Source organism: Streptomyces sp. NPDC088810 (assembly GCF_044750305.1).
Lineage (GTDB): Bacteria > Actinomycetota > Actinomycetes > Streptomycetales > Streptomycetaceae > Streptomyces.
Window position 1 is genome coordinate 25,429 of the sequence record NZ_JBIVJQ010000014.1, and the last position, 20,382, is coordinate 45,810.

General features: G+C 73.9%; 22 protein-coding genes. 20 read left to right on the top strand and 2 right to left on the bottom strand.

Going from position 1 to position 20,382, the window contains the following annotated elements; genetic code table 11:
* The first annotated feature begins 72 nt into the window (after nt 1-72).
* From ACIP4Y_RS33445 to ACIP4Y_RS33520, 16 genes are all read left to right on the top strand, one after another.
* Nucleotides 73-843: an alpha/beta fold hydrolase gene (locus ACIP4Y_RS33445; RefSeq protein ID WP_401399606.1), complete on the top strand. Its 771-nt coding sequence runs from the start codon at nt 73-75 to the stop codon at nt 841-843.
* Nucleotides 844-848: 5 nt separating this feature from the next.
* On the top strand, nt 849-1,835 hold the full coding sequence (locus tag ACIP4Y_RS33450) for a hypothetical protein (protein ID WP_358646984.1): 987 nt from the start codon (nt 849-851) through the stop codon (nt 1,833-1,835).
* Nucleotides 1,835-3,010 (top strand): beta-ketoacyl synthase N-terminal-like domain-containing protein, encoded by a 1,176-nt coding sequence (locus tag ACIP4Y_RS33455; RefSeq protein ID WP_401399608.1) that lies wholly within the window; start codon nt 1,835-1,837, stop codon nt 3,008-3,010. The genes ACIP4Y_RS33450 and ACIP4Y_RS33455 overlap by 1 nt, the downstream gene beginning before the upstream one ends.
* A complete protein-coding gene (locus ACIP4Y_RS33460; RefSeq protein ID WP_401399610.1) occupies nt 3,004-4,008 on the top strand; it encodes a beta-ketoacyl synthase N-terminal-like domain-containing protein in 1,005 nt (334 codons plus the stop codon). The genes ACIP4Y_RS33455 and ACIP4Y_RS33460 overlap by 7 nt, the downstream gene beginning before the upstream one ends.
* Complete coding sequence (locus ACIP4Y_RS33465; RefSeq protein ID WP_401399612.1) at nt 3,989-4,819, top strand: SDR family oxidoreductase; 831 nt, start codon at nt 3,989-3,991, stop codon at nt 4,817-4,819. Before ACIP4Y_RS33460 ends, ACIP4Y_RS33465 begins: the two co-directional genes overlap by 20 nt.
* On the top strand, nt 4,816-5,988 hold the full coding sequence (locus ACIP4Y_RS33470; protein WP_401399613.1) for a beta-ketoacyl synthase N-terminal-like domain-containing protein: 1,173 nt from the start codon (nt 4,816-4,818) through the stop codon (nt 5,986-5,988). The genes ACIP4Y_RS33465 and ACIP4Y_RS33470 overlap by 4 nt, the downstream gene beginning before the upstream one ends.
* Nucleotides 5,989-6,041: 53 nt before the next feature.
* Nucleotides 6,042-6,329, top strand: coding sequence for an acyl carrier protein (locus tag ACIP4Y_RS33475; RefSeq protein ID WP_401399615.1), 288 nt, complete (start codon nt 6,042-6,044; stop codon nt 6,327-6,329).
* Nucleotides 6,326-6,727: a 3-hydroxyacyl-ACP dehydratase FabZ family protein gene (locus ACIP4Y_RS33480; protein WP_401399617.1), complete on the top strand. Its 402-nt coding sequence runs from the start codon at nt 6,326-6,328 to the stop codon at nt 6,725-6,727. Before ACIP4Y_RS33475 ends, ACIP4Y_RS33480 begins: the two co-directional genes overlap by 4 nt.
* Nucleotides 6,724-7,233, top strand: coding sequence for a 3-hydroxyacyl-ACP dehydratase FabZ family protein (locus ACIP4Y_RS33485; protein WP_401399619.1), 510 nt, complete (start codon nt 6,724-6,726; stop codon nt 7,231-7,233). The genes ACIP4Y_RS33480 and ACIP4Y_RS33485 overlap by 4 nt, the downstream gene beginning before the upstream one ends.
* A 63-nt stretch (nt 7,234-7,296) precedes the next feature.
* Nucleotides 7,297-8,043 (top strand): 3-oxoacyl-ACP reductase FabG, encoded by a 747-nt coding sequence (gene fabG, locus ACIP4Y_RS33490; protein WP_401399621.1) that lies wholly within the window; start codon nt 7,297-7,299, stop codon nt 8,041-8,043.
* 14 nt (nt 8,044-8,057) lie between these two features.
* The gene (locus ACIP4Y_RS33495) at nt 8,058-8,753 is read left to right on the top strand and encodes a 2-hydroxychromene-2-carboxylate isomerase (protein WP_401399623.1); all 696 of its coding nucleotides are present in this window, start codon (nt 8,058-8,060) and stop codon (nt 8,751-8,753) included.
* Nucleotides 8,734-9,603: an alpha/beta fold hydrolase gene (locus ACIP4Y_RS33500; protein ID WP_401399625.1), complete on the top strand. Its 870-nt coding sequence runs from the start codon at nt 8,734-8,736 to the stop codon at nt 9,601-9,603. The genes ACIP4Y_RS33495 and ACIP4Y_RS33500 overlap by 20 nt, the downstream gene beginning before the upstream one ends.
* The gene (locus ACIP4Y_RS33505) at nt 9,600-11,525 is read left to right on the top strand and encodes an enoyl-CoA hydratase-related protein (protein WP_401399627.1); all 1,926 of its coding nucleotides are present in this window, start codon (nt 9,600-9,602) and stop codon (nt 11,523-11,525) included. The genes ACIP4Y_RS33500 and ACIP4Y_RS33505 overlap by 4 nt, the downstream gene beginning before the upstream one ends.
* A 34-nt stretch (nt 11,526-11,559) precedes the next feature.
* Nucleotides 11,560-11,841, top strand: coding sequence for a DUF6059 family protein (locus tag ACIP4Y_RS33510; RefSeq protein ID WP_401399629.1), 282 nt, complete (start codon nt 11,560-11,562; stop codon nt 11,839-11,841).
* A complete protein-coding gene (locus tag ACIP4Y_RS33515) occupies nt 11,838-12,395 on the top strand; it encodes a sigma-70 family RNA polymerase sigma factor (RefSeq protein ID WP_358647912.1) in 558 nt (185 codons plus the stop codon). Before ACIP4Y_RS33510 ends, ACIP4Y_RS33515 begins: the two co-directional genes overlap by 4 nt.
* Nucleotides 12,396-12,400: 5 nt before the next feature.
* Nucleotides 12,401-12,967: a DUF5134 domain-containing protein gene (locus ACIP4Y_RS33520; RefSeq protein ID WP_401399631.1), complete on the top strand. Its 567-nt coding sequence runs from the start codon at nt 12,401-12,403 to the stop codon at nt 12,965-12,967.
* Here ACIP4Y_RS33520 and ACIP4Y_RS33525 read toward each other — a convergent pair.
* Nucleotides 12,945-13,178, bottom strand: coding sequence for a hypothetical protein (locus tag ACIP4Y_RS33525; RefSeq protein WP_401399633.1), 234 nt, complete (start codon nt 13,176-13,178; stop codon nt 12,945-12,947). The two genes, ACIP4Y_RS33520 and ACIP4Y_RS33525, sit on opposite strands and share 23 nt — an antisense overlap.
* 816 nt (nt 13,179-13,994) lie before the next feature.
* Here ACIP4Y_RS33525 and ACIP4Y_RS33530 point away from each other — a divergent pair.
* From ACIP4Y_RS33530 to ACIP4Y_RS33545, 4 genes are all read left to right on the top strand, one after another.
* The gene (locus ACIP4Y_RS33530; RefSeq protein ID WP_401399634.1) at nt 13,995-15,209 is read left to right on the top strand and encodes a cytochrome P450; all 1,215 of its coding nucleotides are present in this window, start codon (nt 13,995-13,997) and stop codon (nt 15,207-15,209) included.
* A gap of 317 nt (nt 15,210-15,526) precedes the next feature.
* Nucleotides 15,527-16,516, top strand: coding sequence for an NAD-dependent epimerase/dehydratase family protein (locus ACIP4Y_RS33535; protein ID WP_401399635.1), 990 nt, complete (start codon nt 15,527-15,529; stop codon nt 16,514-16,516).
* Nucleotides 16,517-16,904: 388 nt separating this feature from the next.
* Nucleotides 16,905-17,420, top strand: coding sequence for a transglycosylase SLT domain-containing protein (locus ACIP4Y_RS33540; RefSeq protein WP_401399636.1), 516 nt, complete (start codon nt 16,905-16,907; stop codon nt 17,418-17,420).
* 369 nt (nt 17,421-17,789) lie between these two features.
* Nucleotides 17,790-19,211: a hypothetical protein gene (locus ACIP4Y_RS33545; RefSeq protein WP_401399637.1), complete on the top strand. Its 1,422-nt coding sequence runs from the start codon at nt 17,790-17,792 to the stop codon at nt 19,209-19,211.
* A gap of 61 nt (nt 19,212-19,272) precedes the next feature.
* Here ACIP4Y_RS33545 and ACIP4Y_RS33550 read toward each other — a convergent pair whose 3' ends face one another.
* Entirely contained in the window at nt 19,273-20,382 is a 1,110-nt protein-coding gene (locus ACIP4Y_RS33550; protein WP_401399639.1) for a sensor histidine kinase, read from the bottom strand.

The window sequence follows — 20,382 nt, forward strand, 5'->3', positions numbered from 1 at the left end:
CCCCGGCGCGGACGACGCAGCCGCCGCACTCGTGCTGCATCACGTGCCCGCACCCGACCGGGCAGGCGCGTCATGAGCGCCCTGCGGGTGACACTGCTGCACGGACTCGCGGGAAGCTCCCGGCTGTGGGAGCCCTGCCGGGCCGAGGCGCCCGAGGGCGTACGGATGACCACGGCCGACGTGGCGTGGCCCTACGACGGCACCGCGGGCCCCGGCCTGCCGGGGGACCCGGCCCGGCTCGTCGGCCAGGTGGTGCGCAGCACCGGGGCCCAGGTCGTGGTGGCGCACTCGTTCGCCGCCAACGCCCTGCTCGAACACCTCGTGTCGCCGCACGTGGCGCCGCTGCGCGCGGCGGTGCTGGTGGCCCCGTTCTACCGGCCGCGCCGGCAGGACTTCGACTGGGACACGATCTCCTACTACCTCAACCGGTTCCACCTGATCCTGGAAGAGGGACTGCAGGTGTCGTCGGCCGGCCGGCTCGCCCCGGCCGCCCGGCACGCGATGGCCCTGCGGGTGCGGGAGGTGATCGGCCCGTACGGCTGGATGGACTTCTTCGGCGCCTACCTGCGCACCCCCGCACTGCCGCTGCACCGCGTCCGGCTGCCCGTGCTGATCGTCGCCGGCCGGGACGACCGTGCCGCGCCGCCGTCCGACGCCCGGCAGCTGGCCCGCGCCCTGCCCGCCGCCCGGCTGGAGGTGTTCCCGTCGTGCGGGCACTTCCCGATGGCCGAGCAGACCGGGCCGTTCACCCGGGTCCTCGGCGACTTCCTCGCCGCGCTCCCCGCCCCGTCAGACCGCTGTGCCGGCGCCCTGCCGGCCGACATCCCGCTGGAGACGACGTGACCAAGATGCTCACCGCCCGTTCACTGCCGGACTCCGTGGCGGCGCTGGAACACCCCACGACCGTGCAGTTGAGGCCACGGTACGAGGGCTCCAACATCTGTACCTGGATCGGCTTCAAGCACGTCGACTACCTCGTCGAGGAAGCCGTCCTGGAGCACCTGCGCCGCAGCGGCTGGCCCGCCGGGATGCTGTACGAGGACTTCGGGCTGTGCGTCGACATCGTGGGCATCGAGGCAGCCATCCTGTCCGCCACGCACATCGACGACGTCGTCACCGCGCGGGTCGTCGCCGAGGGACGGCCCGTCGACGGGGAGATCGCCCTGACCGTCGGACTGGAGATCCACGGGCCGGCCACCCCGGTCAAGACGGTCTCCGCGAAGGTCCGGGTGGCGCTGCGGCACGACCCGCGGGGCGGTGCGGCCGCCCCCGTGCCCCGGGTGCTGGAGCCGTTCACCGTCAAGGAGATCGACCGGGCCGCCTTCGTACGGGTTCCCGCCGCCTCCGCCCCGCCGGCCACCGTCGCGGACGGGGACGAGCTGCTCGCCGCGCTGACCCGGGACTCCAACGCCTACGGCTGGAAGTGGCGCGTGCCCTACTTCTACTGCCACTTCACCGAGCGCCTGCAGATGTCCGGCTACCTGCGGCTGATGGAGGAGGCCGTCGACCTCTTCCTCGCCGACCGCGGCATCTCCATCAAGCGGCTGCTGGACGAGCAGAACTGGATCCCGGTGGTGCCCAAGAACTCCGTCACCATGCTCGCCGAGGCTCGCATGGAGGAGGACATCTACACCGTCCTGACCGTCGAGGACGTCTTCAAGCGGCTGATCTACACCGCACGGATGGACTGTTACGTCCTGCGCGACGGCGTCCCGGTGCACACCGCGAGCGGCCGGATCACCCACGGCTACGCGGTGATCGAGAACCGCCGGGACTGGAGCCTGGTGGAGTTCGACGACCGTATGATCCGGCGGCTCAACGGGCAGCGCGGCTGATGGATCCCGTCCTGGTCACCGGAGTCGGTGCCGTGACGTGCCACGGCGCCGGAGTGCCCGCGCTGCGGGACGCCATGGCCCGCGCCCGGGCCAGGCAGCCGGACAAGGTACCCGACCCGTGGGCGCGCATGGAGCTGCCCCTGATGTACCTGGTGCCGGAGCCGGCTCTCGGCGAGGACGCGGACGACGGCCCGGGGCGCGCCGCCTCCTTCGCGGTCCGCGCGGCACACGAGGCCCTGGCCTGCGCCGGGCTGACCACGGCGGCGCTGGGCGCGGCCCGCACCGCGGTGGTACTGGGGACGTGCATGGGCGCCCTCGGCGACCGGGAACGGGCCCGCGAGCCGGCCGTACCCCGGCAGGAGCGGCCCGACTTCGAGGTGTCCTCCCTGCTGGCCGCCGCACTCGGCGTCACCGGGCCGGTGAGCAGCGCGAGCAACGCCTGCGCGGCCAGCGGCTTCGCGCTCGCCACCGCGGCGGACATGATCCGCTGCGGGGAGGCCGACGTCGTCGTCGCCGGGGGTGCCGACGCCTACTCCCGTATCGCGCTCGCCAACTTCAACCGGCTCGGAGCGGTCGACGCCCAGGGCTGCCGGCCGTTCGCCGCCGACCGGGCGGGGACGGTCTTCGGGGAGGGTGCGGGCATCGTGGTGCTGGAATCGGCGGCCCACGCCCGGGCCCGCCGCGCCACGCCGCTCGCGGAGATCGGCGAGTCCGGCTGGAGCTGCGACGCCGGGCACCCCACCGCCCCCGAGGAGAGCGGCGAACAGATCGTCCGCGCCCTGCGGGACGCCCTGGACCGCGGCGCCGTCCCGCCCGCCGCCGTCGGCTGTGTGATCCCGCACGGCACCGGCACCCGCCTCAACGACCGGGTGGAGAGCGCCGCGCTGCACGAGGTGTTCGGGCCGCGCGCGGCTGTGCCGCCGCTGTACAGCCTCAAGGCGCTCGTCGGGCACACCGGTGGGGCCGCCGCGGGGCTCGCCGCCGTCGCCGCGACCCTCTTCATCGGCCGGGGCAGCGTACCGCCCAACGTGCCCGTCGGGGCGCCGGATCCCGGCTGTGACGTGCCGCTGCCGGCCGTCGAGACGGCGCTCACCGGCCCGGCCGTGCTGGTCAACGCCTATGCCTTCGGCGGCAACAACATCTCCCTGCTGCTGCGGGAGGCGGTCGCATGCTGACCCCGCAGCACGGCATCCCGGACGTCGTGGTCACCGGCGTGGCCGCCGTCGTCCCGAACCCCGGCGAGCCGTCCGGCGCCTGGTTCGACGCGGACGCCGAACTGGGCCCGCGCGGCCACAAGTACCTTCCTCCGGGCACCCGTTACCTGCTTGCCGCGGGCCGGCGCGCCCTGCGCTCGGCCACGACACCGGAGCGGGTGCCGCCCGAGCGGCGCGGTCTCGTCGTCGGCACCAACAACGGGCTCGCGCCGCTGTTCCGCGACATGGACCGCACCGTCGTCGACACCGGGGCCGCGGCACTGCGTCCCGCGCTCGCCCCGTACTTCGCCGTGAACGTGCTCGCCGCACGACTCGCCGCCGAACAGTCCTTCAAGGGGTTCAGCTGCACCCTGACCACGCCGGGTGTCGCCGGGGTCGAAGCCCTCCAGACGGCCGTACGGGCCCTGCTCCTGGGCCGGGCCGACCTGGTGACCGTCGTCGCCGTCGAGGACCGGGCCGTACCGGTGGAGGAGGCGCGGACACCGGAGGAGGGCGCCGTGGCGCTGGTGCTGGAGCGGCGGGCGGCGGCCGAGCGCCGGGGCGCCCCGGTGCGGGGCGCCGTGCGGGCCGCCTGTTCGTTCGTGCCGCCGGGCGCCGACGGCGAGCTGCGTCGCGCCGTCGAGGATCTGCTGAGCGCGGTGGCGTCCGAGCCGCCCGCGCCCGTTCACCCCGTGCTCGACGCCTCGGACCGCGGCCGGGCCGTCGCCGCGCTGCTCGGCGCACCCGCCCGGCGGTCCGCCGCCCGTGCCGGGTGCCTCGTCCCGCTGCTGGTCGCGGCGGAGCCGTTCACCGCCGGCGGTGGGCAGCGGGTCGTCGTCACGGCGACGGCTCCCGGGCACCTCGCCGCCGTCCATGTCCTCGCGGCCGGCCACCGGGGCGACCCGCTCGCCGCGGGACCCGTCGCCGCCGAACCCCGGCGTACCCCGTCAGGAGGCTTACGTGCGCAATCGACTGCGTGACCGCTGGTGCCTGGTGCTCGGCGCGTCGAGCGGCATGGGCCGGGCCACCGCGCTCGCCCTGGCCGAGCAGGGCGCTCATGTCGCCGGAGTGCACTTCGACCGGGCCGAGGGCGCCCGGGCGGCCAAGGAGCTGGAGTGCACGCTGCGCGCCCAGGGTGTGCGGGCCCGTCTGTTCAACGTCAACGCGGCGTCCGACCGCGGGCGCGGCCACCTGGTGCCCGCCCTCGCCGAACTCACCGGCGGGGAGCCGCTGCGGACCGTCCTGCACTCCCTGGCCTTCGGCAGTCTGGTGCCGTTCCTGCCCTCCGACGAGACCAAACAGGCCCTCACCCGCGCCCAGTTGGAGATGACCCTCGACGTGATGGCACACAGCCTCGTCTACTGGACGCAGGACCTGCTCGCCGCCGGGCTCGTCGCGGAGGGCACCCAGATCCTCGCGATGACCAGCGCCGGCACCCAGCAGGTGCTGCCGAGTTACGGCGCCGTCTCCGCGGCCAAGGCCGCCCTGGAGTCCCACGTGCGCCAGCTCGCCTGCGAACTCGCCCCGTACGGCGTCGCGGTGAACGCCCTGCGCGCGGGCGTCACCGTCACCCCCTCGCTGCTGCGGATCCCGGGGCACGAGGAGTTCGTCGGCGAGTCGGCGGCGGGCAATCCGCACGGCCGGCTCACCACCCCCGAGGACGTCGCGGAGGCCGTCGTCCTGCTGTCGAACGCCCCGTCCTCGTGGCTGACGGGCAACACGATCGGCGTGGACGGCGCGGAACTCGTCGCCGCCGGCGCCACCTGGAGCCGACGGGAGGCGACCCGATGACCACCACCGTGCACGAGACCGCGACCGGCGTCCCCGGAGCACGCGCCACCACCGTGATCTCCGAGTGGTCGGTGCTGTCCCCGTACGGCATCGGCGCCGAACCCTTCACCGAGGGCGTCGCGGCCCGGCGCCCCGTCGTGCCGCGGCTCAACCGGGACGTGTGGCAGGCGCCGCCGGGAGATGCCTGTCTGGTGCCCGGCTTCGACGTGGTGTCGCTGCTCGGCAGCCGCGGCACCCGCACCATGGACCGGCTCACCGGCCTGACCGTCGCCACCCTCGGCACCCTCCTGGAACCCGACGGCAGCCGGCGCCGCCTCGACGAGCCGGAACACGTCGGCCTCGTCCTCGGCACCGGATCCGGCAGCGTGCAGAGCACGATGGACTTCACCCGCGACGCGCTGACCGGCGCCCGGCCCTTCTACGTCGACCCCGCGCTGTTCCCCAACACCGTGATGAACCGGGCCGCCGGGCAGAGCGCCATCTGGTACGGCCTGAAGGGCCCCAACGCCACCCTCGCCGGCGGCCCGCTCACCGGACTGCAGGCCCTGCGCTACGCCACCCGGCTGCGCGAACACGGCTACAGCCGGACGGTGCTGTGCGGCGCGGTGGAAGAGTTCTCCGAACAGCGGGCCTGGCTCGCCTGGCACACGCGCGGCGAGGAGCGCCGCCGCACCCCGCTCGCCGAGGCGTGCGCGATGTTCCTGCTGGAGGACGCCGGCACCGCGCTCGGCGCCGGGCGTACCCCGCGCGCCGACATCCTGGCCGTCCGCTTCGGCGCCGGCCCGCACGGGCTGCGTACGGCCCTGGAGAAGTGCGTGCGCGGCGCCCTGGAGGCGGCCGGCACCCATCCCGGTGAGGTCGCGTTCGCCGCGCCCTCGGGGCGTCTCAGCCCGCCTCCCGGCACCTGCCCCATGGGCTTCGGAGGGCCGGCCGGCGACGATGTGGACACCGTCGAGACCGCCGTGCTGGGCGACGTACTCGCCGGTGCCGACGCCGAGTTCATCGGCGTGCGCGAGCTGGTCGGCGACGCCTCGGCGGCGTCGGCCGTTGTCCAGCTCGCCGCGGTGCTCGCCGCCGCGGCACACCGTCCCCGGCCCGGCGCCACCGCCGTGGTGACGTCCGTCGACGACGACGGACTCGTCGCCTGCCTCGTCCTGCGGCTGCGCTGAACCGGCTGCTTTCGTCCACCGCACCACATCCGACCGGCAGTGAAAGGAACGTCATGGCCGAAGAGACCCGTACCGCCCCGCAGCACGCGAGCCCCACCCCCCTGGACAAGGAGCGGCTGCGCCGTCTGCTCGCGGAGATCCTGGACGTGGAGGTCTCGGAGATCTCCGACCGAGCCCGCTTCGTCGACGACCTCGGGGTGGACTCGCTGATGGCCCTGGAGATCACCGTACGGCTGGAGGCGGAGTTCCCCGTCAAGCTGGAAGAGGAGGAGCTGACCCGGCTCGCCACCCTCGACGACACCTACGCGCTGCTCGACGCCAAGCTGCGGGCCTCCTCATGAGCGGGCCCCCCGTGTCCCTGCTCGGCATGGATCCCCGCTCGGTGACCCGGGACGGGTCCACGGTGACCGCGCAGGCCACCGTGGACCCCGCGCACGAGGTGTTCGCGGGGCACTACCCGGGCTTCGCGGTGCTGCCCGGCGTGTGTCTGATCGAGTACGCGGACCGCAGCATCCTGTTCGACCAGCGGCACACCGGCCGCCACGTGGAGCTGGCCGCCGTGGAGCGCTGCCGCTTCCGGGACCCGGTGTTCCCCGGCGACGAGCTGACGCTGCGGGTGGAGTACGCCGGTGACGACGGTGCCGAACTGCGCAGCGAGGTGGTGGTCAGCACCGGCCGCGGGCGCGTCGCCGAACTGCGGCTCGTGCACCGCGCGGTGACGACGGAGGCGGCGCGATGAGCAGCTGGGCCGCCGACGCCGACGCCATCACCCGGATCATCCCGCACCGTTACCCGGTCCTGCTGGTCGACCGGGTCACGGAGGTCGACCCGGGGCGCACCCTGACCGCGCTGAAGGCGGTCACCGTGGGCGAGCCCTGTTACCGCCGGGCGCCCGCCCACGGCGGCCCGGCCCGCTTCCACTACCCGCGCCCGCTGCTCGTGGAGTCCTGGGCACAGGCGGCGGTCCTGCTCGCCGTCTGGAACACGCCCAACCCCGATGTGACGACCGGAAAGGTGGAACTCGCCGGCGCCGTCGACCAGGTCGCCTTCCACCGCCCCGTACTCCCCGGCGACCTGCTGGAACACCGGGTGCGGGTGGTCCGGGCGATCGGCGACACCACGATCCTGGCGGGGCGGACCACCTGCGACGGCGAACTCGTGGCCGAGGTCGGCCACTTCATCGTCGCGCTGCGTCCCCTGGCCTCCGTGGCCCCACCGTTCGCCCCGGACGACGGCGGTCACTGAAGGCCCGTCGCACCGGCACCCACCGCCCCGTTCACCCCCGGACCCCTTCGAGGAGATCACGCCATGCCCGCACCCGACCGTCCCGTCGCCCTGGTCAGCGGGGGCTCACGGGGCATAGGCCGCGCCGTCGTGGAACGGCTCGCCGAGACAGGCCACGACGTGGCGTTCTGCTACCGCGATCGCGGGGACGCCGCGACGGAGACCGCGGAGGCGGCCCGGAAGACAGGCGCCCGCGTCCTGCCCGTCCGGGCGGACGTCACCGACGCCGAGGCGGTCCGCGCCTTCGTCGCCGCCGCCGAGCGGGAGCTCGGCCCGGTCACCGCCGTCGTCGCCTGCTCGGGCATCACCCGCGACAAGAGCCTGCTGATGACGAGCGACGACGACTGGCACGAGGTCGTGGGCACCAATCTCAACGGCACCTACCACCTGTGCCGCGCCGTCGCGTTCGGGCTGATGAAGCGCCGGGCGGGCAGCATCGTCACGCTGTCGTCCGTCAGCGGCCTGTACGGCAACGCGGGGCAGACCAACTACGCGGCCACCAAGGCCGGGATCATCGGCTTCACCAAGTCCCTCGCCAAGGAGCTCGGGCGCCACGGGGTCCGCGCCAACTCGGTGGCTCCCGGCTTCATCTCCACCGACATGACCGCCCGACTGCCCGACTCCACCGCCGCGAGCATGCGCGAGCGCATCGCCCTCGGCCGGTTCGGAGGCCCCGAGGAGGTGGCCGACCTGGTGGCCTTCCTGGTGTCGGAGCGGGCCGCCTACATCACCGGTCAGGTGTTCGCCGTCGACGGCGGCATCTCACTGTGAGGAGGGCCGGTGCGATGATCCCGAGGCAGCTCTTCTACTTCTCCCTGCGCAGCCCCTACTCCTGGCTCGCCCACCGCGAACTGACGCTGCGTCACCCCGAGGTCGCACAGGCCCTGGAGTGGGTGCCGTACTGGGAGCCCGACGCGTGGAGCGAGCGACTCCTCGCCGAGACCGGGCACACCTTCGTCTACACGGCGATGTCACGCGCCAAGCACTTCTACATCCTCGCCGACGTGCGCAGGCTCGCCGCCGCCCGCGGTCTCAGGGTGACCTGGCCGGTGGACCGCACACCGGTGTGGGAGGTCCCGCACCTCGCCTACCTCGCCGCCGAACGCCTGGGCCGCGGGGCCGAGTTCGCCGACCGCGTCTACGCCGCCCGCTGGCTGGAGGGCCGGGACATCTGCGACCGGGACACCATGGCCGCCATCGGCAAGGACATGGGCCTGGATCCCGCCGGCCTCGCGGGCGCCGCCGACGACGCCGGACTGCGCGAAGAGGGCGCGCGGGCCCTGCGGCGGGCGGTCGACGACGGGGTGTTCGGCGTTCCGTACTTCATCGACGGCTACGACAAGTACTGGGGCCTGGACCGTCTCGACGCCTTCCTCTTCGGCCTCGGCGGCCGTGCCGTCGCGCCCGCCGAGCGGCTTCCCGAGCCGGAGACCGACGCACGCGCAGGAGGTGACCTCGACCATGGCGGGGGGTGCGGCTGACACCAGGTCCGGCGTCGACAGTTCCACGGTCGAGTCGGGCGGATGGGTCTTCGGATGGCACCGGCGCGGCAGCGGCGACCCGGTCGTCCTGCTGCACGGGCTGCTGAGCGACAGCAGGGTGTGGGAGCCCGTCGCGACGGAGCTTTCCGCGACCCGTACCACGATCGCCGTCGACGCGCCCGGCCACGGCCTGGCACCGTGGCGCACGTCGGCGTACACCCTGGAGGAGGAGGTCGACCGGCTCGCGGACGCCTACCGCGGTGCCGTGGGAGAGCGTCCCGCCGTCTGGGTGGGTCACTCCATGGGCGGGATGAAGTGCTGGCGCATGGCCCTCAGGCATCCCGGGCTCGTCTCCGCCCTGGTCCTGGTGGACACCCGGCCCGACGCGGAGCCGGAGAACACCAAGCGGCCCTTCGAGGCGATGGTCGAAGCGGTGCTCGCGGACGGGATGAGCCCCGACCTCGCGGCCATGGTGGCCCGCCTCAACTTCCACCGCGACTTCCTCACCAGCGCCACCGCCCAGGCGTGGACGGAACACTTCGGCACGCTCACCGGCGAGCGCATCGAACACGCCTGCCACTCCGTCTACCGGCGCGGTGACATCACCGACCGGCTGCCCGAACTGAACATCCCCGTGCTGGTGGTGCACGGCGCCGACGACGTGCCGATCCGGCTGCCCGTCGTACGCGCGTACACCGCGCGCATGCCCACGGCCCGGCTCGTGGTGCTGCCCGCCACCGGCCACACCCCGCCGCTCGAACGCCCCGCCGAACTCCTCGACGCCATCCGCGCGTTCCTCGCCGACCCGATGGTGTCCTCCCAGCCCCCGGCCGCGCAGGAGACCCCGTGACCATCCAGCGACCCGAGGTCCGTGAGACCGTCACCACCCCCCGGCCGCGCGACGTCCCGCTGCCGGACGGCGCGGGCACGCTCCTCCTGATCACTCTCGACAACGGACTGCCGCCCCTCGGCCCCGCCATGCGGCCCGCCACCTTCGGCCCGGAGGGCCTGGAGCGGCTGGACGCCGTGCTCGACGAGGCGGCCGGCCGGGCCCGCAAGGGCGAGATCGCCGCGGTGGCGGTGACCGGGACCGCGTTCACGTTCAGCACGGGCGCGGATCTCGCGCTCGCCGCCGGCGTCACCGACCGTGCGGAGGCGGTGCGCACCCTGCGCCGCGGCCACCAGGTATTCCGCCGCCTCGGCGACCTGCCCGTGCCGAGCTTCGCGTTCCTCAACGGCGTCACCATCGGCGGCGGTCTCGAACTCGCCCTGCACTGCACCTACCGCACGCTCTCGCGCGGTGCCCCCGTCGTCGCGCTGCCCGAGTGCTCACTCGGCCTGGTACCGGCCTGGGGCGGTGCCTGGCTGGCACCGCGGCTGCTCGGCCCCGACAAGGCGGTGACGCTGATGCTGGAGCATCCGCTGTCCGCCCGCCGTATGCTCTCCGCCGCGGAGGCCCACGCCCTCGGCCTGGCGGACGTCCTGCTGGAGCCCTCCCGGTTCCTCGACCGCTGCCTGGAGTGGGCCGCCGGTGTGCTGCACGGGCGGCACACCGTGACGCGGCCCGCGCCGGAGGACTTCGCCGGGCAGTGGGACGACGCGCTCGCCCGCGCCTCCGACCTGGTCGAGAGCCGCACGTACGGCGTCGTACCCGCGCCCCGCCGCGCCCTGGAGCTGCTCGCGCTCGCCAGGACGGCCTCGCGCGAGGAGGTGCTCACCGCCGCCGAACAGGCGGCCGCCGACCTGTTCGTCACCCCGGAGTTCCAGGCCGCCCTGTACGCCCTCCACCTCACCCAGAAACACGCCGAGGCGCACCCGGGGCGCCCGGACCCGCGCCTGGCCCGGCCGGTGCGCAGCGTGGGACTGGTCGGCGAGGGGAGCCAGGGCCTGCGGCTCGCCGCCCTGCTGCTGGAGAAGCTGCGCATCCCGGTCGTGGTGTACGCCCCCGACGCGGCCGTGTGCGACTCGGCGACCGCGGAGCTGCGCCGGCTGCTCGACGAGGCCGCGGCGTCGGGCCGTATCGCCGCGGCGGATGCCCGGCGGTGCGCCGCGCACATCACCGGCGGCACCACGGCGGACGTCCTCGCCGCCACCGATGCCGTCGTCGCCGCGCCCGGTGCCGACGACGCCGTGCTGCGGCAGGCGGAAGGCGCTCTGCCCGACGGCTGCGTCCTGCTCGCCGCCGGCGACGGCACGGTCGCCGGCCTGGCGGCCGGCCTGAAACACCCCGGCCGGGTGGTGGGCCTGCGGCTGCCGGCCGCGGCCGGGCCCGGTGCGGCGGAACTGTGCCGCGCCGCGGCCACCGACACCGCCTACGCCACGGCGGGCGCCCTCGCCGTGCGGCTCGGCCTGACCGTCCTGCCCGTCGGTGACCACCCCGGATCCGTGGCGGACCGGCTGCGCGGCACCTTCCTCGGCGCGCTGCTCGACCACGCCCGGGAGGAGGATCTCGACACGGTGTGCTCACCCCTCGCCCTGCCGACGCCGCCCAGCGTGTCGTGGCGGCTGCTGCGCGAGGCCGGCCGCGTGGACCGCTCGGCGCCGCCTCCCCCGGTCACCGCCCCGTTCGCGCTGGACGAGGCGCTGGCGGCCCTCGCCCGTGACATCGACGCGCTCCTGGCCGGGGGTGTGCTGGCCGGCCCCGCGGATGCCGACCTGCTGCTGCTGGCAAGCGGCGAGTGGCCCTTCCACCTGGGGGGCGTCACTCCGTACCTGAACCGGTCCGGCATCGCCGCCCGCGCCACGGGAGACGCCCTGGAGGAGCGGAGGTGACCGGCCGCCCGCAGCGCGTGCGCGCCGTACGCCGATGAGCGGTGCCCTGCTCTGGCGCTGCCGGGTTCTCGTCCTGCTGGACGGGGCGTGGCGGGCGCTCACCGCGTACGGCAGCTTCTGGGTCGCCCCGGGCCATCCCGAGTACACCGCGCTGCTGCTGCGCACGGGTGATCCCGCGCCGGGCCACCCGGAGCGGCGGGGCTCCGGGGCCCCGCTCAGAGCCGAGGAGCGCGCGCTCGCCCGCCGCCTGTACGGCGGCGACCGCCGCCGTCGGCGCCCGCGCGGCCACGAGCACCGACCGAGAGGAACTCCGTGACGAACACCGACCGGTTGACCCGCGACACGCACGCGACCCGACTGGCGCTCGCGGCCCGCGACGGCGACACGGACGCCGCGGAACGCTTCGTCCGGTCACTGCACCGCGACGTCTGGCGCTTCGTCGCCCACCTCAGCCGAGACCCGCAGGCCGCCGACGATCTCACGCAGGAGACCTTCCTGCGGGCCCTCGGTGCGCTCGGCCGCTTCCAGGGCCGCTCCTCCGCGCGGACCTGGCTGCTGACGATCGCCCGGCGCGCCGTCGTCGACAGCAGCCGCTACGCGGCGAGCCGGCCCCGTCTGTACGCGGTGCCGGACTGGGAGTCGATGGCCGAACGCGCCCAGCCGCGCGGCCTGCCCGGATTCGACGACGGCATCGCCCTGGGGCAGTTGCTCGACACGCTGCCCGAGGAGCGGCGCGAGGCGTTCGTCCTCACCCAGGTGCTGGGGCTGCGCTATGCCGAGGCCGCGCGGGTCAGCGGCTGCCCGGTGGGAACGGTGCGGTCCCGGGTGGCGCGGGCGCGGGCCTCGCTCATCGAGGACCTGGTGGGCTGATCGCCATGCATCATGCGGCGCTGTCCGGGTTCCCCGGCTGGCTGCTGGCGGCCCTGTGCGCGGCGGTCGGCGGCTACTGTCTGCTCCGGGCGCGCACCGGGTCCGGGGCGGAGCGGGCCGGGATGACGGGGGATGCCGTGATGGGCTGGGGCATGGCCGTGATGGCGGTGCCGTCGCTCATGCCCGTCCTGCCCGGCTGGAGCGGTGCCCTGTTCGGGGCGGTCTTCGCCGCGGCAGGCCTGGGCGCACTGGTCGCCGCGGGTGCGTGGCACCAGCGCGTGCACCATGCCGTCGGCGCGCTCGCGATGGTCCACATGGCGCTCGCGATGCCGGCGGGAGGACACGGCGCGGGTACGGCACACGGCGCTCAGGCGGGCGTCACCGGCGTGCCGCTGCTCACCGGCGCCCTCCTCGCCTACTTCGCCGGCTACGTCCTGTACGCCGGGGCCACGTTGGTCACACCCCCTCCGGCCGGCTTCCCCGCTCCGGTCCCGCACACCGGCCTCTTCGTGACCCGCGCCTGCCGCACCGCGATTGGCCTGGCGATGGTCACGATGCTCGCGGCGATCTGATGCGCGACCTGACCGGATCGGCGCGGGGGGTCAGGGCGATGTGGTCCAGCGGTGTGCCGTCTCGGCCCACGCGGCGTCCCAGGGCGACGTTGCGGCGCTGGATGATGCGGGCGGCGTGGAGGTACCCGGTGGAGCCGTGCCAGGGGCCGGGGCCGGCGAGGGCTCCGGTGACCGCGGTGGCGTGGTCGGCGTGCGTCAGCCGCCCGCTCACCGGTCGAGCACCCCTTCCCGCATCAGCTCCTCCAGCTCGACCGTTCGCTCGCCGTGCCCGTCCACCCTGCAGGTCGCGTCCTTCTCCACCGGTTCGGGGCATCGGGTTGCGGTGTGAGCGGCGAGCGCACGGTGACGGCCACGTACCCGTCCTGCCGGAGGGAGTGGTACTCGATGCCGAAGGAGAAGGGGGCGACGTCGGCACGGGCCGCCCGCATTCCCGGGGGCGTGGTGATCGCATACAGCAGTTCCGGATGCGCCCGGTACCGCGCGACCTCCGCCGCGTCGCCCCCAGCCGTACCCACCGGTTCGGCACGAAGAACGCCGCGGCCACCGCGTACGGCGCCCCCGTCAGCGCGACTCGGGTACCGGCGCTCCCCAGGTCGACGTCGCCGCTGTAGGCGGCCAGACCCGCCACGACGCCGAGCGTGCCGAGGACGAGCACCAGGACCGCCCAGCCGAGCCGCCGCGGCGCGGAGCCGCACAACGGCACCACGGTCCTCGCCGGTATGCCCGCCGCGATCAGCAGGCCCACCGTCACCGGCACACCCACCGCGAGGACCGGCACCGCCCCCCTGCCACCGCCCCAGGCCGCTGCGACCGACGCGAAGCCGAGCACCGGCATCGCGGCCGCCGTCGTCGCCCAGACCAGGAAGAGATGCAGGGCTGTCAGGGCCCGTCTGCCGCTCGTCATGCCGTGGAGCCTCAGTACGGTGCGTTGCCCGGAGCCTCTGTGCTGCGAGGTCGGCCGGACTACCGCATAGTGGACGAGGCGACCTCTGCCAGGGGCGCCTGACATCGTTGTCCGGGAGGCTGTATGTCGTTCCAGGACCCGGCAGTGCCGCACTGCCCCTTCGACTTCGCCGACGCGCTGGAGTTCGACCCCTCGCTGGCCTCGCTGGCGCAGCGCGGCCCGGTCAGCCGGATCCGGCTGCCCTACGGCGAGGCGGAGGCGTGGCTGGTGACCAGCTTCGCCGGAGTGCGCCAGGTGACGTGCGATCCCCGGTTCAGCCGGGCGGCGATCGTCGGGCGCGACTATCCGAGGATGACGCCCGAGCCCATCGTGTCGCCGGAATCGATCAACGTGACGGACCCGCCGCACGTCACCCGTTTGCGGCACGTGACGGCCCAGGCGTTCACCCGGGAGCGGGTGGCGGCGATGCGGCCGGCCGTGGACAAGGTGGTGGCCCGGCTGCTCACGGCGATGGCCGAGGCGGGGCCGCCCGCCGATCTGGTGACGCATCTGTCGGTGCCGCTGCCCCACCTGACGATCTGCGAGCTGCTGGCCGTTCCCGAGGCCGACCGCGATCAGTTGCGGGACTGGACCATGCGGCTGCTGGCCACCTCTCCGGAGGCCCGGCAGGACGCGGCCGACGCCAAGGCCCGCCTGCGCAAGTACTTCGCCGAACTGATCCCGGCCCGGCGGAGCGCGCCGGGCGAGGACCTGCTGAGCGCGATGGCCACGGCCGAGGTGCCGGAGGGCGAGGAGCCGCTGAGCGACGACGAGCTGGCGGTCCTGGCCGTGACGCTGATCCTGAGCGGCAACGACACCGCGACCTGCCAGATCAGCAACATCGCCTATCTGCTGCTGACCCGGCCCGAGGAGCGCGCCGCGCTCGCGCGCGAGCCCGGGCGGTTCCCGGGGGCGCTGGAGGAGCTGCTGCGGTTCATCCCCTTCCGCAAGGGCGTGGGCATCCCGCGGATCGCGCTGGAGGACGCGGAGATCGAGGGCACCGCCATCAGCGCCGGCGACTACGTGCACGTGTCCTACCTGGCGGCCAACCGCGACCCGGCCGTCTTCCCAGACCCGCACGAACTCGACCTCGAACGGCCGGTGCACCCGCACATGACGTTCGGCTGGGGCGGGCACCACTGCCTGGCCGCGCCGCTCGCCCGCGCGGAGCTGGACAGCGCGGTCACCGGCCTGCTGGCCCGCTTCCCCGACCTGCGCCTCGACGTCTCCCCCGACGCCATCCGCTGGGACACCGGCACCATCCGCCGCTTCCCGCTCGGCCTGCCGGTCACCTGGTGAGGCACGCGACCCGGCGGCACGGTCGCCCGGTGACGCCGGGACCGGGCCGCCGGGTTGTCAACGGCCTTCTCCGCGTCCGGTGCGAAGGCCGGCGCGTCGAGCATCCGCCAGTACAGGTGGTCCGCCGGCACCTCGCTGAGGGTGCCGCAACGGCTTGACGAACGACCGCAGTGCGAGGGAGTACCGCTCGCCGTCGACCTCCGGGCGCCGCACCTGCGAGGTCCAGCCCCCGCGCAGTCCCACCACAACGCTTACGGAGTCGTGACGTGCGGGCGCGGCGGGGTGGTGCGGTGTCGGGGCGGGCCTAGCGTGGGCGTATGCGTGTACTGGTCACCGGCGGTGCCGGGTTCATCGGGTCCCACGTCGTGGAGGCGCTGGCGGCGCGCGGGCACGAGGCGGCCGTCTTCGACGTGCGGGCGGATCCGGGCGCGGACGTGCGCGATCCCGCGGCGGTCGCCCGAGCCGTGGCCGGCGTGGACGCCGTCTGTCATCAGGCCGCGATGGTCGGCCTCGGGGCGGGGTTCGGGGACGCGGTGGAGTACGTCTCCCGCAACGACCTGGGCACCGCCGTCCTGCTCGCCGCCATGGCGGAGGCGGGGGTACGGCACCTCGTGCTGGCCGGGTCGATGGTGGTGTACGGCGAGGGGCGGTACGCCTGCCGGCGCGACGGGGTCGTACGGCCGGGGCCGCGGGCGGTCGCCGACCTGGACGCGGGGCGGTTCGAGCCGAGGTGCCCGGTGTGCGGTGCGGAGCTGGCTCCGGGACTGGTCGGCGAGGACGCGCCGGCCGATCCGCGCAATGTGTACGCCACGACCAAGATCGCGCAGGAGCATCTGGCCGCCGCCTGGGCCCGGTCGACGGGCGGGTCCGCCGTGTCGCTGCGCTACCACAACGTGTACGGGCCCCGGATGCCCCGCGACACCCCGTACGCCGGTGTCGCCTCCTTCTTCCGGTCCGCGCTCGCCCGGGGTGAGGCGCCCCGCGTGTTCGAGGACGGGCGGCAGCGCCGGGACTTCGTGCACGTGCGGGACGTGGCCGCCGCCAACGTCGTGGCGCTGGAGGCCGGTTCCGCCCGGGGCGTGCTCACCGCGTACAACACCGGCAGCGGCGAGCCGCACACCGTCGGGGAGATGGCCCGCGCACTGGCCGACGCCCACGGCGGCCCCGCGCCGGTGATCACCGGTGAGTACCGCCTGGGCGACGTCCGGCACATCACGGCCGACTCCTCGCGACTGCGAACCGACCTGGGCTGGAAGCCGGAGGTCGGCTTCGCGGAGGGCATGAGGGAGTTCGCGGCCTGCGAGTGAGCCCCTGCCGGCTCGCCCGGGGGCGGGCAGAGGGGCCGGATCGGGGGCGGTTTGTCCGGTTGAAGGGTGACGCGTCCCATAGGGGCCATGTCACGTCCTAAGGAGGACCGTAGCGGCGCGCTCCGGTAAGCAGGCACGAAAGTCGCGAAATGCCTGTTTTATCTGATTTCTCCGAAGCTGGGTAGTACGTCACATTCTTGCCTTGGCCTCGGCGGGCCCCTAAACATGTTTCTCGTTGCCGCAAGCCGCAGAGCCGACCGGGCGTTGATCGCCGGACGCGCCCGCTGCGCCCTTGCAGCACAGGGCCTCACGCCGACGCCCTGCAGGCCGCGACCGGTGCCTACCGGCCGGCGCCTCGAAAGACGTCCCACAGGAGAGTCCCTTTCTCATGACCGCGATCACCGCCACCCGCCGCCTTGCCCGCCTCCGCTCCCTCGCTCTGACCGGCATCGCCACGACCGGCGCCGCGGCCGCTGCCCTCACCCTGATGCCGGCCTCCGCGCATGCCGCCGAGGCACCCCAGGGCGTCCACGGCGTCGCCGCTCCTTCGCGAGACAGCCGCACCGACTCCGCCGCCGGCGGCGCGAACAACCTCGATGGCTGGATCAAGAAGTCCCTGGCCATCATGAAGGAGAAGGGCATCCCCGGCAGTTACGAGGGCCTGCACCGCAACATCATGCGTGAGTCCGGCGGCAACCCCAACGCCCAGAACAACTGGGACGTCAACGCGCAGAAGGGCACCCCGTCCAAGGGCCTGCTGCAGGTGATCGAACCCACGTTCAACGCCTACCACGTCGCCGGAACCGCCAACAGCCTCACCGACCCGGTCGCGAACATCACCGCGGCCGCCAACTATGCCGCGCACCGCTACGGCTCCATCGACAACGTCAACTCCGCGTACTGAGCCACACCCTGGCCCGCCACACACACGGCCTGCTGGTCGGCCCGGGGCGGCGTCCGCTCGGATGCTCACGGCCGGCGATGGTCGGTGCGGTGGCGGCTCGGTGTTGTTCCCCAGTGAGTCTCCGGCGCATGCTCGACCTGGGCCCCGAGCGACTGCACGCAGGACACGGCGGCAGGCTGGGCCCCGGCCGGGTACGGCGGTGGGCGTGAAGGAGCAACGACGCAAGCGTGATACGGAACTCCTCCCGGCTTCTCACTGCCTGGAGGTGTGGCGAGCACGTGCAGAACCCCGTGGCCTGCTCGCCGAGTTCGGCAGGGCGCCTATGCTGCACTCACCATCTCAAGATCATCGCAGAAGACTCACGGGGACATGAACAAATACACAGTGACAGCCGTCGGACTCGTCCTTGCGCTCGGGCTGGTCTCGGGCTGCGGTTCCTCCGGCGGCTCCGGCTCCGCGCCCGGGCCGAAGGACGGCAACTCGGCCGGCCCGGACGGCGCGACGCCCAAGGGCCCCGCGTACAGCGGACCCGCGATACCCGGCCTCGCCGCCCGGCCCGTCTGGAGCCTGCCGCCCGCCCACGCCATCGACCTCGGTGACACCCTCCTGTTCGTCAAGGACGCCCAGGGCAAGTACGCCATCGGCCGCGGTTACGCATGGGAGCCGGTCGACGGATCCATCGGCACCCTCCACTTCACCAACGACCCGGAACCGGCCACCTTGGAGTTCCGGAATGTGAAGACCGGGCAGGTGCGCAAGACCCTCGAGGTGACGACCGATCGCGTGGCCGCCACGACCTGGCACGACGGCGTCCCGGCCGTCGCGGTGTTCGCCCGTGCCACGACCGAGTCGGACGGTCTGAGCGAGGAGAAGACCACCACCACGGTCACCGTCTACGGCAGTGACGGCACCGAACTGGGCAAGGCCACGACCGAGGGCGACAAGTTCGACGTCCACGACGGGCACGTCATCGAGCAGGACGGAGACGGCAGCCTCAAGCTCACGCCCATCGGCGGCGGTGCCGCCCGCAAGGTCACCTGCACCGGACAGCTGGCGCGGTGCTCCTTCGACCCGCGCAACAACGAGATCGACGGCGGGCAGGCCCACGCGCCCCTGATCACGGGCAAGTACGCCTTCCACGTGGAGAACGCGTCCACCTACGAGGACGAGCGCGAACAGCTCGTCATGACCGACCTGGCCACCGGCGAGAAGGCCTGGAGCACCGCGGACGTCACCCCGCCGGCGGGCGTCGAACTGGACGAGGACGGTGAGCGCACCAGCGGTGCGCTCCGGGTCCTCGACGTGCGCGACGGCCGTGTCCTCACCGCTTGGGGTGCGGGCGCCCTGTCTCCCGACACCTGGGTGACGGCGACGTACGACATCGCGAGCGGCAAGCAGGTCGGCGGCTCCTCGAAGTACTCGTACGAGGACAGCCCCACCGACACCATCAACACCGAGGGCTCCTCCGTCTTGGCCCCCGACCACACGCTGGCCGCTGCTCACACGGAACAGGGCACTGCCGTGTGGCAGCCCGCCGACGGCAAGGAGGTCTGGGCGCAGAAGGAGGGCGAGAAGGCGATGGAGCCGCTGCGCTTCTCCCCGAACGGCGTCCTCTACGGCACCACCAAGGACGACTTCGGCCCGAGCGTTTTCCTCGCAGTCGACGGCCGTACCAAGAAGGTGCTGGCCAAGAACCTGCCCGAGGAGAACATCCCGCTCTTCTCACAGCAGTCGGGGTACGGCTACATCAGCACGCAGAAGGGCTTCTTCGTGTTTCCGGCCCAGGGCTAGGCCGTTTCCCTAGCATCGTCAACGACCTCTGACCAAGCAGTGGTACGGAGAAACGCCCTGGCTAGCGTGCCGCGGGCAGGGTGACCTCGAAGCGGCAGCCGCCGGGGATGTTGTGCACGGTGGTCCGGCCCTGGTGGGCCTCGACGATGCCGCGCACGATGGCCAGGCCCAGGCCCGCGCCGGCCGGCGGGGTGCGGGCGTGGGTGCCGCGCCAGCCGGTGTCGAAGACGCGGGGCAGGTCCTCCTCGGGGATGCCGCCGCAGCCGTCCGTCACGGAGACGACCACGCCGTCGGGCGAGCGCTCGGCAGCGACGGCGACCGTGCCGTCGGCGGGCGTCCGGCGGATGGCGTTGACCAGCAGGTTCCCCAGGACGCGGCTCATCTCCTTGGCGTCGACCTCCACCGGGACCGGCTCCACCCGGTCGCCGACCAGCCGGACGCCGTGGGCGCGGGCGAGCGGGTCGGCTCCGGCAAGGGCGTCGCCGACGAGGTCGTACAGGGAGATCCGGGACGGGGTCAGCGGGAGGGTGCCGGCGTGGATGCGGGAGAGTTCGAAGAGGTCGCCGACCATCCCGTTGAGGCGCTCGACCTCGGTGCGGATCTGTTTCAGATAGCGGGCGGGGTCGTCGGCGACGCCGTCCTCCAGGGCCTCCGACATGGCGCGCAGCCCGGCGAGCGGGGTGCGCAGGTCGTGGGAGATCCAGGCGACCAGTTCCCGGCGTGAGGTCTCCAGCAGGCGTTCCCGCTCCCGGGATGCGGCGAGTCGCGCGCTGGTGGCCGCCAACTCGCGGCTCAGTTCGGCCAGTTCGGCGGTGGCCGGGGCCACGGGGGCAGCGAAGTCACCGGCCTCGCCGAACGAGCGTGCCGCCAGGGCGAGTTCGTGGCTGCGGGCGACGACCCAGCGGCCCAGCAGGAGGGCGGTCGCCAGGGAGACCACGGCCGCCATCGCGACGACCGTCGTCACCACGGTCAGGTCGTGCGGGGACAGGAACATCGCCCAGGCGACCGCGAGGGTGCCGGCGAGCACGCCCCCGACGCCGACCGCGGCGACGACGGCGAGGGACACGGTGAGCGAGCGGCGCCGCAGCAGCCGGAGCGCGGCGGCCCCCGCGAGGCCCGTGACGGCGGCCCCGGCGAAGGCGTACAGGGCGATGAGCAGGGTGTCGCGCAT